At 52.0% G+C, this 13,717-nt stretch carries 12 protein-coding genes; 5 read left to right on the top strand and 7 right to left on the bottom strand.

The features are described 5' to 3' along the window. Positions 1-38 precede the first annotated feature (38 nt). The gene (locus ABFZ83_RS08580; RefSeq protein WP_411816133.1) at positions 39-1,364 is read left to right on the top strand and encodes a UDP-glucose dehydrogenase family protein; all 1,326 of its coding nucleotides are present in this window, start codon (positions 39-41) and stop codon (positions 1,362-1,364) included. A 1-nt stretch (position 1,365) separates the two neighbouring features. Here ABFZ83_RS08580 and ABFZ83_RS08575 read toward each other — a convergent pair whose 3' ends face one another. The 5 genes from ABFZ83_RS08575 to ABFZ83_RS08555 form a co-directional block, all read right to left on the bottom strand. After that, the gene (locus ABFZ83_RS08575) at positions 1,366-1,875 is read right to left on the bottom strand and encodes a hypothetical protein (RefSeq protein WP_411816132.1); all 510 of its coding nucleotides are present in this window, start codon (positions 1,873-1,875) and stop codon (positions 1,366-1,368) included. Positions 1,876-2,039: 164 nt separating this feature from the next. Continuing rightward, a complete protein-coding gene (locus ABFZ83_RS08570) occupies positions 2,040-3,395 on the bottom strand; it encodes a hypothetical protein (protein ID WP_411816131.1) in 1,356 nt (451 codons plus the stop codon). Positions 3,396-3,400: 5 nt separating this feature from the next. Then, entirely contained in the window at positions 3,401-4,168 is a 768-nt protein-coding gene (locus ABFZ83_RS08565; protein WP_411816130.1) for a lysophospholipid acyltransferase family protein, read from the bottom strand. 41 nt (positions 4,169-4,209) lie between these two features. After that, entirely contained in the window at positions 4,210-5,706 is a 1,497-nt protein-coding gene (locus ABFZ83_RS08560) for an alkaline phosphatase family protein (RefSeq protein ID WP_411816129.1), read from the bottom strand. Between the two features lie 52 nt (positions 5,707-5,758). After that, positions 5,759-7,267, bottom strand: a complete 1,509-nt coding sequence (locus ABFZ83_RS08555) for an alkaline phosphatase family protein (protein WP_411816128.1) — start codon at positions 7,265-7,267, stop codon at positions 5,759-5,761. Positions 7,268-7,541: 274 nt separating this feature from the next. Here ABFZ83_RS08555 and yajC point away from each other — a divergent pair, with 274 nt between their 5' ends. Genes yajC through secF form a run of 3 tightly spaced genes read left to right on the top strand, consistent with a single transcriptional unit; the run spans position 7,542 to position 10,548 of the window. Further along, complete coding sequence (yajC, locus tag ABFZ83_RS08550) at positions 7,542-7,874, top strand: preprotein translocase subunit YajC (RefSeq protein WP_411816127.1); 333 nt, start codon at positions 7,542-7,544, stop codon at positions 7,872-7,874. A 53-nt stretch (positions 7,875-7,927) separates the two neighbouring features. Then, entirely contained in the window at positions 7,928-9,562 is a 1,635-nt protein-coding gene (gene secD / locus ABFZ83_RS08545) for a protein translocase subunit SecD (protein ID WP_411816126.1), read from the top strand. 11 nt (positions 9,563-9,573) lie between these two features. Beyond that, positions 9,574-10,548 carry a protein translocase subunit SecF gene (gene secF, locus ABFZ83_RS08540; RefSeq protein ID WP_411816125.1) on the top strand — a complete coding sequence of 325 codons (975 nt, stop codon included), beginning with the start codon at positions 9,574-9,576 and terminating at the stop codon, positions 10,546-10,548. Positions 10,549-10,616: 68 nt separating this feature from the next. Here the strand turns inward: secF and ABFZ83_RS08535 are convergent, their stop codons facing one another. Next, positions 10,617-11,216: a superoxide dismutase gene (locus ABFZ83_RS08535; RefSeq protein WP_411816124.1), complete on the bottom strand. Its 600-nt coding sequence runs from the start codon at positions 11,214-11,216 to the stop codon at positions 10,617-10,619. 84 nt (positions 11,217-11,300) lie between these two features. On the opposite strand from ABFZ83_RS08535, the gene ABFZ83_RS08530 reads away from it, so the two are divergent. Next, positions 11,301-12,038, top strand: a complete 738-nt coding sequence (locus ABFZ83_RS08530; protein WP_411816123.1) for a squalene/phytoene synthase family protein — start codon at positions 11,301-11,303, stop codon at positions 12,036-12,038. A gap of 5 nt (positions 12,039-12,043) precedes the next feature. On the opposite strand, the gene ABFZ83_RS08525 is transcribed toward ABFZ83_RS08530, so the two are convergent. Continuing rightward, a complete protein-coding gene (locus ABFZ83_RS08525) occupies positions 12,044-13,678 on the bottom strand; it encodes a chloride channel protein (RefSeq protein ID WP_411816122.1) in 1,635 nt (544 codons plus the stop codon). Between the last annotated feature and the right edge of the window lie 39 nt (positions 13,679-13,717).

Raw genomic sequence — 13,717 nt, 5'->3', positions numbered from 1 at the left:
CGGCTGCCTTTTGGGCCATCAGCGAGTAGGAATTCGATATGCGCGTCACCATGATCGGTACCGGATATGTGGGGCTTGTTTCCGGCGCTTGTTTCGCCGATTTTGGCCATGAGGTTGTATGCGTCGATAAAGATCGCGCAAAGATCGAAAAGCTCCGCGCGGGCGAAATTCCGATTTATGAGCCTGGCCTCGAAGCGCTCGTCGCCGAAAACGTGAAAGCCGGACGACTTTCCTTCAGTCTTGATCTTGCCGCCTCCACGCCGAATGCGGATGCCGTCTTTATTGCGGTCGGTACGCCCTCCCGCCGCGGTGATGGATTTGCAGATCTGTCTTATGTCTATAAGGCCGCCGAAGAAATTGCCGAAGTAATGGATGGCTATACGGTCGTCGTCACGAAATCGACTGTTCCCGTAGGGACGGGGACCGAGGTCGAATCGATCATCAAGCGTGTTCGTCCGGATGCAGACTTTTCTGTGGTCTCCAATCCAGAATTTCTACGCGAGGGCGCGGCGATCATGGATTTCAAACGTCCAGATCGAGTTGTTGTCGGGGCGGAGGATGATCGCGCTAAAAAAGTGATGCGCGAATTGTATCGGCCGCTCTATCTGAATGAAACGCCGATCCTATTCACCAATCGAGCGACATCAGAATTGATCAAATATGCAGCAAACGCATTTTTGGCGACCAAGATTACATTCATCAATGAAATGGCTGACCTTTGCGAAAAAGTCGGTGCCAATGTTCAGGAAGTCGCGCGCGGGATAGGCTTGGACGGACGGATTGGCGGCAAGTTTCTCCATGCGGGGCCGGGATATGGCGGCTCTTGTTTCCCGAAAGATACATTGGCATTGGTGCGAACCGCGCAGGTCAATAATGCGCCAACGCAAATTGTTGAGGCCGTGGTAGCTATAAACGACGCACGTAAGAAGAAGATGGCGGACCGCGTTATCGAAGCTTGTGGCGGGTCGTTAGAAGGTAAAACCGTAGCCGTATTGGGGCTTACGTTTAAGCCGAATACCGATGATATGCGCGATGCGCCATCGCTGGATATTGTCCCGGTATTGCAAAAATCTGGTGCTAAGGTTCGCGCATTCGACCCTGCCGGGATGCATGAGGCGCAAGGCTTGTTGAGTGACATTGAATATGTGGACGGGCCCTATGACACCCTCAAAGACGCTGACGCGGTCGTAATCATCACCGAGTGGGACGAATTCCGTGCACTTGATATTGAGCGCGTAAAATCATTGATGAAGTCGCCGCTCATGGTCGATTTGCGAAATATTTATAGCCCTGACGAGATGGCTGAGGCGGGGATCAATTATCATTCGATTGGGCGGCCATCTTCGCGTGTCGAATTTTCGTAAATTACGCCGCGCGCAGCTTTTTCAAAATTGCGTTTTTGCGCCGACCATTCTGAGCGGGTTGGGCAATATCCAATTGTGCGCGCCGGAGAATATCGGACGTCACCATCGGGGCCTCGCTGCGAAAACGGGTTTTCCCTTCGGCATCGACATAGATTACAAAGAAGCCGCCTTCAGCATTCAGTGCGTGGCGTAATAATGCCGGATCGAGCCAATCAATCGGTTCGCCGTTTTGTCTTGGCGTATCTTCGCCATAGATTTCCATGACCGATACTTCCTCGCGGATTAAGGCCGCGATCGCCGGTTTCAACAAACGCCGCTGCATTCGGCAGGCGGGGTGATTTGCCGTTGAGCCGATAATGAATAGGGTGTTGCGCGGCGAGAACTTCTTAACCGTTTCGGTTTTGCGAAGACTCGCCCCTATTTCTGGTATCAGGTTCGGCCGGAAAGATGCCAGCGCCGCCACAAAACCAAACACCAAACAGGTCGCTATGATGGCAATCGTTAATTCCATAGGCTGTGGAAAATACCGCTTTGTCCTTGCCGCACAGTTAACCAGATCGAAAATTATGCGACTTGTTTTGCGTATTCCGCAAAAGAACACACATAGCGGAAAGGTTAACGCAGATTAAGTATCATGCTCAGGGATAGGAAAGAAGCAAAATCCGCATGATGTTATTAACGATTTTTTCTCGCTGCGTGCAGAACCTCATCGTATAGGCCCTCGGGGTTTTTATTTTTGCGATATATCATAACGGCGCAAATCAACATCATGATCGAGCCTAGTGCGATAAAGGCGAAACGCGGGTTTACACCGAAGCTGGTAACCAGCAATACCGAGAGCGATCCCGGAATCGCAAAGGTGGCGTTTGAGAACGCGCCCGCCGCCATGATCCGCGCACGAACCGTGCTGGGTGCGCGCCGTTGGGTCGCCGCCTGCAGGGGCGCGATATAAATTCCCGACAATGCGGCTGTGAGGATAAGAGAAACTGTCAGCAATATACCCATTGGCTGCGTGAACAGTTCTTTAAGGCCAATAGGGGCATCCGGCGTTCCTGCAGCGAGCGGGGTTAGAGCGTAAATGACGAAGCTCATGATGCCGCCAGCCCCAATGGCGAATGATGATGCACCAAGCCCAGACCGGTTTTTTGCCATTGAAGCCGCGCCGACAGCGCCAAGGCCGGCACCTATAGCAAAAAGGCCGTTCAGCGCGGCCCATACAAGCGGCGTCGAGAATAACGCATCGCGCCCATATAGGGGAATGACGACCGTTATCGCCGTTGAAAGAAAATAGAAAATCGCGCTGCCCAGCAATGGCGGCGTAACACCGGGCGAGCCGAATACATGCTGGAACATGGATATCGTTTGCGTGATTCCATTAAAGCTGATTTTTAGATCTGGCGCATTTGCTGCCGCCCAAGGCGTACGGGTCGCGGCAAAGAAACCAATGCTTGATGCGCTCACCAGAGCGACCCCAACCATTGCGCCGCCATTCTCCATCACAATCAATGAGCCGCCAACCATATAACCGACGAGAATGAAACTGAATAAGCCGGCATTACACATGCCGTTACCACGCACCAACTCATCTGGTGCTAAATATTTAGGCATGGCGGATACACGGACAGGCGAGAAAAACGCCGATTGCGCCCCCATCGCAAATAACATCGCGATTGCCAGCCAACCGATACCACTAGCGAAAGCAATCGCTGCGGCGCTCATTAATAGTAGCTCAACAAATTTTGTGCGCCGAAACATCAGAGATGTTTCAAATTTATCGGCAAGCTGTCCCGACACGGATGAAAAGATCAAAATTGCCATCGGCAACAACGCACCGATAAACGGAATTGCATTGTCGGAATCCGAGAAGAACGGAACTGCGATAACACCGGCAGGAATACCAATGAGCAATGCTTGCCTAAGGGTGTTGTCCGCGAATGTACCGAATGAAAGAGCGGTCCACATTGGCAAGAAGCGACGCTGAAAGAATAAAGGCGCATTCCCGCGGGATTTTATTTTCGTATTTTGGTTCAAAAAGTTTAGTTCCGCGGATCGGGGAGCGTGGTGCCGATCTCTACACCCTCTGGCCGTTCGTCGCCCAGTAAGGCAATAGAGCGCGCTTCTATTGTCTTCTCAAGGCGCGACATGAAACTTTCCTTATCCAGCCCCGGTTCGATCGGATCGAGGAATTCTACAACCGCTTTCCCGGGCCGCAGCCGCCAATGCTGCTGTGGCCAGCGCAATCCCAGATTCGTAGCTACTGGAACAACGGGGCAGCCATAGGCGCTATACATGTGGAAAACCCCTCTTTTATATCGATATTGCTGGCCTATGGGTGCCAAATGCCCTTCTGGGTATATCAGGATGCGCCGGTTTTCCGATTGCGCTTTCTTGAGTTCGTCATCGACCAGACGCGCGCGCGCATAGGCACCGCCGCAATTATCGACGACGATTGCCCCCATTTTCCGCAGCAACCCACCGAGAAACGGGAATTTTTCGAGATGATCCCCGGTGACAAAGGCCAGGTCATCAACCGCAGAGAACATTATAAAACCATCACCCCAGCTTTGGTGTTTGGCGGCGATAATCGCTGGTCCGTTAGGTAACTTTTCCTTTCCTTTGACGGCAACCTCAACGCCGCCGACCCGATGCATCAAAAACCACATCGTTCGGGTGTAGGTCTGGATCCACGTCATGATGGGCCCGCGTCCGGGAAGGATCAAAAGTGGTATCGCGCCGAGCACATAAAAAACGGAAGTCACCCAGTAAAACATGCGGAACATAACCGCGCGTATGAGATTTAACATTATGATTGCCCGGGTGTAGACCTTGATTGATCAAGCGAAAATCAAACGTGATGACTGATGGAGCTCGATTTATATTCCACTTTACCCGGACTGCGAACCATATTTGTTACTGCATTCGCAATGTCACCCGGCCTTTTGATGATCTGGTCGCCTCCTTCCGAGGGCATCCAGAAAAAACCGTATGGATTATGATCGCCGTTTCGAATTGCCGGTTTTACATCTATTTCCCCGAATTGATCGGATGCGATTTTTCGAAAATCTCGTTTCGTATCAGTGCGGTCCCAAACCACAAATAAATCGGGGAGAATATCGCAATACGGACCATCAAAAAGTTTTTGGACGGGGATGACCTCCTTCACGATTGGTCGCCCCGTGGCGAGATTTCGAAATGTCGCCAAGGCGCTTGTGACTTCCTCAATAACCTCATCATATTGCGCGCCTTTTTCGACAGTTCCAAACTTTTCGCGCCCCTTAACATTAATCCGTATTGCGCCAGCATTGTCATTATGCGGGACGCTGAAAAAACGGCGGCGCTGATATTCAGAATTCGCAACATTTCGGCGGATTGCGCGCGCAAGCGGAGCGATGCGTCGACGGAGGCTCAGGGGAAAGAAGCTGCGGTAACTGTTCCGTGCGGCTTCTGCTGCTGAAACTGGCGCGCCGACCCCTAGGTCAATACGGCGCAACATTTCTTCCAAGGCACTATTGGCGCTAATTAAAGTTTCCATGCCGGGGCCCCCAAACATGAAAATTCGGGCATCTGGGCCCGCGCCATTGATGATTCGTTCTATCGCTTGGTCTTGTTCGCGATAGGTCTGGCGCAAGGGGTTTCCTAGATGTCGGGCAGTTTCAGCATTGTATAATTCGTGGTCGCGGTCCTCAAGAAATTGGAATTGGTGGCCGACATCGTGAGTGTCTGAAAAACAAGCGACGAATAAATCCCAATCGCCGGATTTTATTTGCTCAGTGCAAAATTTCGATTTGGTACGTATGCGGTTGAAAGCGCAATCGAGATATTCCTGCAAGTCTTCAACCGTCTCGCGCTTGCGCGACTCAAAGCCGCCGCTAATTGCGTCTTGCGTAAAATATTGTGCAGCTGTTTCTGCAAGTGACGGGGGAAAGAATTTTGGAGGTGTTAAGGGGTCATGCCCAATCCAATTATCGACAAGGATACCATTTTTCAATGGTTTGGGATTCATGCGGTGCCAGTCGATGACGGCTATTTTAAAACCCTCTGCATCCAGTTCATTCCAGAATGGCGTCGTGTCCGGAAGTTTTGTTTCGTGATTTGGCGCGATATCGTATGTGTACGGATTGAATTGGATATAGAAATAACGGCCATGATAAGATGGGTCGGCCCCAATAGAGGCGCTAGACCAAAACTGCCCGGCCCCCATGCCAGGATCGTTTTCGATTGGATAAATCTTTGATGCGTCTCGAACTCGTTTAAAATTCGGGAGTTCGCCTTCTTCGATCATATGGTCGATCAGGTCTGGATTTGAGCCGTCAAATCCGATGAATAAGTTCCGCGCCGGCATTCTGCCCTCTTACAACAACCCATGAAAGTTATATTTCATTTTTTTAAAGCAATTAGCTTACCAACACTTGCTCTTCGCCGGTCAAGTCCGCGCCCGTGCTATGGGTGGCGGTCTGTCTCACCGCTTTCATGAGCACCGGCGTTATATCGGCTGGCCGTTGTGGGGTTTCGGTTGCGTATGCTGCCGGAGCCCAGAAAAATCCAAATTTTTCATGGTCTCCGGTGCGAGAATGGGGCGGTTGAGACACCTCGCCGAATTTTTCTGAGATTAATGTGCTGAAATTGGCGGCAGTATTTGTTTTGTCCCATTCTATGAACAGGTCCGGTAACCAATCGCGATGTGGCCCGTCAAATTCCTTGTCCACGTTAACCACACTCTTGACGATTGAGCGTCCGGTTTCCGGATTGATAAATGATGAAACGCCTGCTGTTATTTCTTCGATCAGTGCGTCATATTCCGGCCCGCGCTGAATAATGCCAAAGCGTTCACGGCCCTTTAAGTTTATCCGTACACCGCCAGAATTGTCATTGTGAGGGACAAAGAAAAAACGGCGTTTCTTGAAATCGCTACCTGCAATCTGCCGCTTCACTGCGCGTGCGAGAGGTCCAAGACGGCGGCGAAGTGTTTCCGGCACTAATGAATGATAAGTCTTTTTTGCGGTTTCCGCGGTGGAAAGGGGGGCTTCGTAGCCGAGATCCACCCGGCGGCAAATTTCTTCAAGCGCGCCATTCGCGCTCACGAAACGGCCCATCCCCGGACCACCTAGAACGAAGATTTGCGCGTCATCCCCGGCAGCGTCGATCAATTCGCCAATCGCATTATCAAGTTTGCGATAGGTTTGACGCAAGGGAGCTTTTACATGGCTTGCAATTTCCGGATCGTGAAGTGCGTGCCCTTCATCTTCCAATTGAATGAAATAATGGCCAGCATTATGCGCCTCTCCGAAGCACGCGATATATATGTCCCAATCTTTCTGCCGCAATTGGTCCGCATAGAACTGCTGTTTGATGTCGACCCGCTGCAACAGCCGATCGAGGAAATCCTGTAGCTTCTCCGCTGTGTCGCGCGGCTGGCTGGCGAACCCTTCGGCGATGGGGTCCGCTTCGACATATTGAGCGGCAACAGACGCCATTTCCGGGGGGTGAAAAACGCTGGCGGTAAGCGGCTCATGGGCAAACCAGCGATGCATGACAACGCCATTTTCGAGCGGCGTGACGGGCATCTTGTACCAATCAACGATTGAGGCCCGATATCCTTCCTCGTCTAGCGTTTTCCAAAAGGGTTTGAGGTCCGGGAGGTCCAGGTCCTCACACATCTGGATATCATAGGTCCTTGGGTTGAACTGGATATAGAAATAACGCCCGTGATGGGCCGGATTCCCGCCAATGGCGACTGATGTCCAAAACTGCCCATTGCCTTGGCCCGGATCGTTTTCGACCTCTTGCGCGACCAAGCGGGCCCTCAATGCCGCGAAATTGGGTAATTCACTGGCATCAATCATGCGGTCTATGAGGTTGTGATCTGCTCCATCCAAGCCAATAAGTAGTGTTTTTGCTGGCATTTAACTAAATTTATCCCCCAAACTCATCGCGTAAAACCACGCAGTGGATTTCCCGTATCGCGAAAACCATACCATATGGTTGCAATTATTGAGGAAAATCGTTGGCAAATCTGAGGCCAGGACGGTTGCTGCGGATTGCAACTGACCTGTGGATCGCTATATACCCGCGAGACTCAGGGGTTCTAAATCTGGCTGGAGAAGGGGCGCACCGTTCGAACTTCCCCAATTGGTCAGAAAATCAACCGGCTAACACTTCCCGAGGGAGTAAACACACATGCTATTTTCGCCCGCTTACGCGCAGGCTGCCGAACCAGCCACGGTTAACCCGTTAATGCAGATGGCACCACTCGTCCTGATCTTCGTGATCTTTTATTTTCTTCTAATTCGCCCACAAATGACCGCGCGCAAAAAGCATATGGAGATGGTCTCCAATGTTCGGCGTGGTGATGTCGTCGTAACCGCCGGCGGAATTATCGGCAAAGTGACGAAGGTCCTCGATGATTCAGAGGTCATGGTCGAATTGGCGGATAATGTGACCGTTAAGGTCGTAAAATCGACCCTCACAGATGTTCGTAATAAGACGCAGCCAGCGGCGAACGACAAATAAGCTACTTTCCAATGAAACAAAGCGCGATTAAGGCGCTGCATCTGGGCTGATCCATGCTTTCTTTCTCAAAACTACAGACTGCGGGAATAGGGCTGCTCGTTCTTTTGGGCGTCCTGTTTTGTATTCCTAACCTTCTTTCCGAAGAAGCGCGCGAATCGCTTCCCGGCTTTATGCCGAAAGGGACGATCAATCTGGGTCTCGATCTTCAAGGCGGGTCTCATTTGTTGCTTCGGGTTGAGACCGGCAAAGTCGTAGACGACAGAATGAAAGGCATGATGGGGGACATCCGCCGCGAAATGCGCCCAAATCGTGCTGCGGGCCGAGAGCGCGTTTCGATTGAAAGTCTGACTTATAACGAACAATCCGACACGATTATTTTGCGTATTGCCGATAGCGCGATGCTTGACGAAGCCGAGGACCGTGTTCGCGATATCACCAAAGGCGGCGTTGGCGGCGCTCTGGGGCTTGGTCTTCGCGCCTATACAGTGAATATCGAAAACGGAACCATTCAGGTCGCAATGACGCCGGAAGCAAAACGGTTTTATGCGGACGAAGCGGTTCGCGACTCGATTGAGGTCGTGCGCCGCCGGATCGACCCGGCCGGTAACAAAGAGGTTTTGATCGCACCGCAGGGCGCTGACCGTATCGTCGTACAGGTACCGGGCGATAATGATCCCGAAGCCCTGAAAGCGCTCATAAACCGTACCGGCCAGCTAAGCTTTCATCGGCATGATCCGACCGTGTCTCTTACAGATGCAATGGCTGGATTATTGCCCCCGGGCCGTATGTATGTGCCATTTGCATCGCTCGAAGGATCCGGGCGTCCAGGACTGGTTCTTTACGAGGATGCAGAGGTCACCGGCGATATGGTTCAGACCGCTTCTGCCAGCCCTAACTCGGATGGCGGCGGCTTCCAGATCAATTTCTCATTCGACCAGCGCGGTGCCCGCCGGTTCGCGGATTATACCAAGAATAATGTTGGTTCGATTTTCGCGATTGTTCTCGATAATGAGATCATTTCAGCGCCAAATATTCAAACGCCGATCACCCAAGGTTCAGGCCGCATTACCGGTAATTTCAGCGCAATCGAAGCGGCGGAAACATCACTCCTCATTCGTTCGGGGGCGTTACCGGCAGAGTTGAACACGCTCGAAACCCGGTCTGTTGGTGCGCAGTTGGGTAAAGATTCGGTCGAGGCGGGCGCAAAAGCGCTGATCATCGGCTTTATTGCAGTGATCATTTATATGGTTATTTCATATGGCCGATTTGGTTTGTATGCAGATATAGCGCTCATTGCCAATGTCATTCTTTTGATGGGGGCGCTATCGCTCATGGGGTCTACGCTCACCCTTCCGGGTATTGCTGGTATTGTTTTGACAATCGGTATGGCGGTTGATGCGAATGTTCTGATTTTTGAACGAATTCGCGAAGAGATGTTGTCCGGTAAAGCTCCGATAAAAGCGGCCGAAGTTGGCTATGATAAAGCCCGTTCGGCAATCATCGACGCCAATATCACCACATTTCTTGCAGCGCTTATTATGTTCCAGCTCGGGGCAGGGCCGGTCCGCGGGTTTGCGATTACTCTTGCGGTTGGTGTGGTGACCTCGGTGTTCACCGCTTATGTGCTAACGCGATTGTTCGCTGGCGGATACCTGCTCGCTAAGCGTCCGCAAGAAATTAAGCTATAGGGAACGGAATCATGCTTTTAAAACTTGTCCCGGATAGCACGAATATTTCATTCATTCGCTTACGGTCTATTGCGCTCGTGTTTTCGGCCCTGTTGGTCGTTGGCTCGCTGATAGCGGTTTCTACGCTTGGCCTAAATTTCGGCGTAGATTTCCGTGGCGGCGTCACCATCGAAGTCGCTGATGACGAACCTATGGATATTGGCGAAATTCGAACCGCGGTAACCTCATTAGGCCTAGGTGATGTTCAGGTTCAGGCAATCAACGATTTTGCCGGGTCCGACGACGCTGTTGTTATCTATATTGAGCAACAAACAGCTACCGAAGACGAGGGCGAGGATGCGGCTCTTGAGAATGAGCAGGCGCAAGAAGCGGCTGCTGCACTGGTTCGCGACACGCTAACAGAGTTGCTTGGTGACGGCGTTGATTTCCGGAAAACCGATATTGTAGGACCTACCGTTTCGGGCGAGCTTGTTCAGAAAGGGGCGCTCGCAGTCGCGCTCGCGATTGGCATGATGCTGATCTATATCTGGCTACGGTTTGAATGGCAGTTCTCACTCGGTGCGATTGTGGCGCTGGTTCATGATGTCATCATCACGCTCGGGATGTTTGCGGTCACGCGGCTCGATTTTAATCTCGCGACGATCGCGGCGATCCTGACGATTGTTGGTTATTCCATGAACGACACCGTCGTTGTCTATGACCGCGTGCGGGAGAACTTGCGCAAATTTAAACAAAAGCCGCTATCGGACCTTCTCGATCTTTCGATCAACGAAACGCTCTCACGTACGGTTATGACGTCGTTGACAACAATGCTCGCGCTTATTTCACTTGCCGTATTTGGTGGTGAAGTGTTGCGCAGCTTTACGCTTGCGATGATCTGGGGTGTTGTAATTGGTACCTATTCATCGGTCTTTGTTGCGTCTCCATTCTTGATGGCGACCAACGTGAAACGGGATTGGTCAAAAGTTGCTCCGACCGGCGCTTAGTTTTGAACAAAACAGATAACAAAAAAGGGCGGCTTTGAGCCGCCCTTTTTATTTGGATAAATCAGAAGTTACGCCTTGGCGAAATTGGCCGCTACGAAATCCCAATTCACAAGATTGTCGAGGAATGAAGCGATGTAGTCAGGGCGCTTGTTCTGATAGTCGAGATAATAAGCGTGTTCCCACACATCCATGGTCAAGAGCGGCGTAACACCATTTTCTGTCAGCGGTGTCTCCGCATTTGGCGTTTTGCGGACTTCTAATTTTCCGCCATTCGAAACAAGCCATGCCCAACCTGAGCCAAACTGCGTTGCACCCGCATCAGAGAATGCTTTCTTGAAGCCGTCGAAGTCACCGAAAGCTTCGTCGATTGCTTTGGCAAGGTCGCCTTCAGGCTTGCCGCCAGCATTTGGTGCCATGCAATTCCAGTAGAAAATATGATTCCAGGACTGGGCAGCATTATTGAATAGGCCCTGATCGCCCTTTTCTTTGGCAGCCAATACAATTTCTTCGAGCGATGCATTGTCGAGGTCAGTGCCTTCGATTGCTGCATTCATTTTGTCGATATAGGCCGCTGTGTGCTTGCCATAATGGAAATCGACAGTTTGCTCAGAGATATGTGGCGCAAGTGCGCCATTGCTGTATGGAAGATCAGGAAGTGAAATCGCCATGAAATTCGCCTTTCTCAGGGTTACATATTATGACTTCGGCTCTTAACGCGTGAAGTCGAAGTGAAAAAGAGGCGCGTCGCACAAATGCGGCAAAAAACCGTCATGTCAGAGCAACGAACAGATAGCGCAACATATTGTTCCACGACCGTGCAATCGCAAGATGAAGATCGGTGGTTAGCGTGCGGCTATGCGTCCGGGGCAAAGCAGCGTGCGCTTTTTGCGCTTTACGCATTTCAGATTGAACTCAGGCGTATCCCGGGTGCGGTCAGTGAGCCTGCATTGGGTGAGATTCGTCTGCAATGGTGGCGCGAGGCGTTTGATGAAATTCGATCCGGAAAACCTGTTCGCGCGCATCCTGTTGTTGAAGAAATAGCGGAAACCGGACTCGCTTCGGAAACCTATGCGGCACTTATTGATGGCGCGATTGATGCCGCGGCCTATCCGCTATACGGCGAAGGTTTCGCCGATATCGAGGCATTAGAGCAGTGGTTAATGTCAGCTGATGGCGCGATTGATGCTATGGGCGTTAAAATTTTGGGCGGAGATCAAGAACTCGCTGATATCGCCAAAAAGGCTGGATCAGGATTTGCGTTGGCTCGTGAGGGGCGGGGGCTAGCGCCTAACCTAGCGGAACAAGTTGCAGATCGAGCCAAGGTGATCGCCGAAAATACCCGGCAAGTCTTAGCTAAGGCTTCCGCTGACGTAACACCCGCATTGTTGCATCTTGCGCTGACCAAACTATATGCCGCGCGCGCCGGTAAAGCCTTTCCGATCCGCAAACGCCTTAAGATGTTTTCGGCGATGGCGTTTGGTCGTTTTTAGTCACCTTAGGTATGATGTTCGATATTATCTTCGATCAGCGCTTTATTATAGGCAGCGAGCGCTTTTACGCGGGATAGATAACCGACAATCTGATCCCGGTTTTCCGCGTTCACAACCGGTAGCCCGTGCTCCTCGGCATCATTGAGGCGCGCAAGCGCATCGCCGAGAGATTGACGCGTTTCCAGCCGGTCTGCATCCGGCGCAAGCGGTGAGCCCGGCGGCATCGCCTCCATTACATCACGCACCCGCGTGGTTTTCAGGATGATACCTTGCGGACCTTCGGAGAGGTCATAACCACGCCGCGATAATTGCCAGTGAAAGAAAGACCGTCCGCAAATATATTGCGTGATGAGCGTCGCAATCGCGACGGCAACCATCAAAGAAATTGTAATACCATATTCACCGGTAAGTTCGAAAACGATCAAGGTCGTTGAAATCGGTGCGCCTAAAATCGCACCACTGGCGGCCCCCATACCAATCATCGCGTAATAGACGGGGCTAGCGGTTACGCCGGGCAAGAGTTGTCCCAACGCTGCCCCGAACGCGGCACCAATGAAAGCGCCGATAACAAGTCCAGGTGAAAATACACCGCCCCCAAATCGGCAGGAAAGCGTAACCGCGGTGGCCGCGCATTTCATGACGACAAGCATGACCAATAACGGGATCGCATAATCGCCGTTGAGGGCCTTCGTCACCGCTTCATAGCCGACGCCAAAGACTTCCGGATAAAAAATGCCAATCGCCCCGATGATGAACCCGCCTATCGGTGGCAAGAGCAAATAGGAAATATTCCGTTTTTGAGCGAATTCACGGACTGAGACGGTTAGTTTTTCCGTAGACAGAAGAAATCCAGACGAAATCAATCCACAAATAATGCCGAGGAGTGCGGCGAGCGGAACATCAATATTTGAGATCGCTCCATATTCTGGGGGCGCGAAGGCGGGAAAGTTACCCAAGTGGATACGGGTGACAATCGCCGCTGAAACGCTCGCTGCGGCAATCGGGCCAAAAACCGAAAGCGCATAGTTTCCCAAAATGACCTCAAGGGCGAATAGGACCCCGGCAATCGGCGCATTAAAGCTTGCAGATACAGCCGCGGCGGCCCCACAACCAAGCAATGCTCGGCGCTGCTTGGCGTTAAACCCGAGCTTGCGATTCAAAATTGATGCGATGGTGGCACCGAGATGGACCGCTGGTCCTTCACGGCCTGCACTGCCACCGGCACCGAGCGATACTGCAGAAACTGCTGCCGCAGCGAGCCCGGCGCGAAGGGAGACGCGCCCACCAGCAACGGCGCGGGCTTCAATAACGTCGGCGACCGCCTGTCCTCGGCCACCGGGCAACCAACTAAATTTTTCGGCAAGATACAGCATCGCGGAGACGACGAGCCCGCCAAGAACTGGAGCGGCCCATGCCCGCCAAGGGCTGAGAGAGGAAGCGCCACTGGTCATACTGGCTTCGGTCGCGCCAAAGGCGAACATCGAAACGCCATCGATTGCGTATCTGAAGCCGATTACCGCATAAGCGGCCGCAATCCCGATCAAAACAGCGACAATCCAGACACGCAGCACATCAACCTGCGGCATACGGCGACGCATTTTGCGTAGAAGAATTAAGAACCGAGCAACATTCCGCGTCATGAGCAATCGAGCATGGTTAAGAAAAGGTTTTCATAACAG

This window comes from Hyphococcus formosus (genome assembly GCF_046736345.1).
In the GTDB taxonomy this organism is placed as follows: domain Bacteria; phylum Pseudomonadota; class Alphaproteobacteria; order Caulobacterales; family Parvularculaceae; genus Hyphococcus; species Hyphococcus formosus.
Note: the sequence above shows the minus strand (reverse complement) of the source record. Positions and strands in the feature narration are given on the sequence as shown.

Coding starts and splice junctions, on each gene's coding strand:
- ABFZ83_RS08560 (WP_411816129.1), bottom strand. CDS start 5,706: ATGCCGGCGCGGAACTTATTCATCGGATTTGACGGCTCAAATCCAGAC.
- ABFZ83_RS08530 (WP_411816123.1), top strand. CDS start 11,301: ATGCGGCAAAAAACCGTCATGTCAGAGCAACGAACAGATAGCGCAACA.
- ABFZ83_RS08525 (WP_411816122.1), bottom strand. CDS start 13,678: ATGACGCGGAATGTTGCTCGGTTCTTAATTCTTCTACGCAAAATGCGT.
- ABFZ83_RS08575 (WP_411816132.1), bottom strand. CDS start 1,875: ATGGAATTAACGATTGCCATCATAGCGACCTGTTTGGTGTTTGGTTTT.
- secD (WP_411816126.1), top strand. CDS start 7,928: ATGCTTTCTTTCTCAAAACTACAGACTGCGGGAATAGGGCTGCTCGTT.
- yajC (WP_411816127.1), top strand. CDS start 7,542: ATGCTATTTTCGCCCGCTTACGCGCAGGCTGCCGAACCAGCCACGGTT.
- ABFZ83_RS08580 (WP_411816133.1), top strand. CDS start 39: ATGCGCGTCACCATGATCGGTACCGGATATGTGGGGCTTGTTTCCGGC.
- ABFZ83_RS08565 (WP_411816130.1), bottom strand. CDS start 4,168: ATGTTAAATCTCATACGCGCGGTTATGTTCCGCATGTTTTACTGGGTG.
- secF (WP_411816125.1), top strand. CDS start 9,574: ATGCTTTTAAAACTTGTCCCGGATAGCACGAATATTTCATTCATTCGC.
- ABFZ83_RS08555 (WP_411816128.1), bottom strand. CDS start 7,267: ATGCCAGCAAAAACACTACTTATTGGCTTGGATGGAGCAGATCACAAC.
- ABFZ83_RS08535 (WP_411816124.1), bottom strand. CDS start 11,216: ATGGCGATTTCACTTCCTGATCTTCCATACAGCAATGGCGCACTTGCG.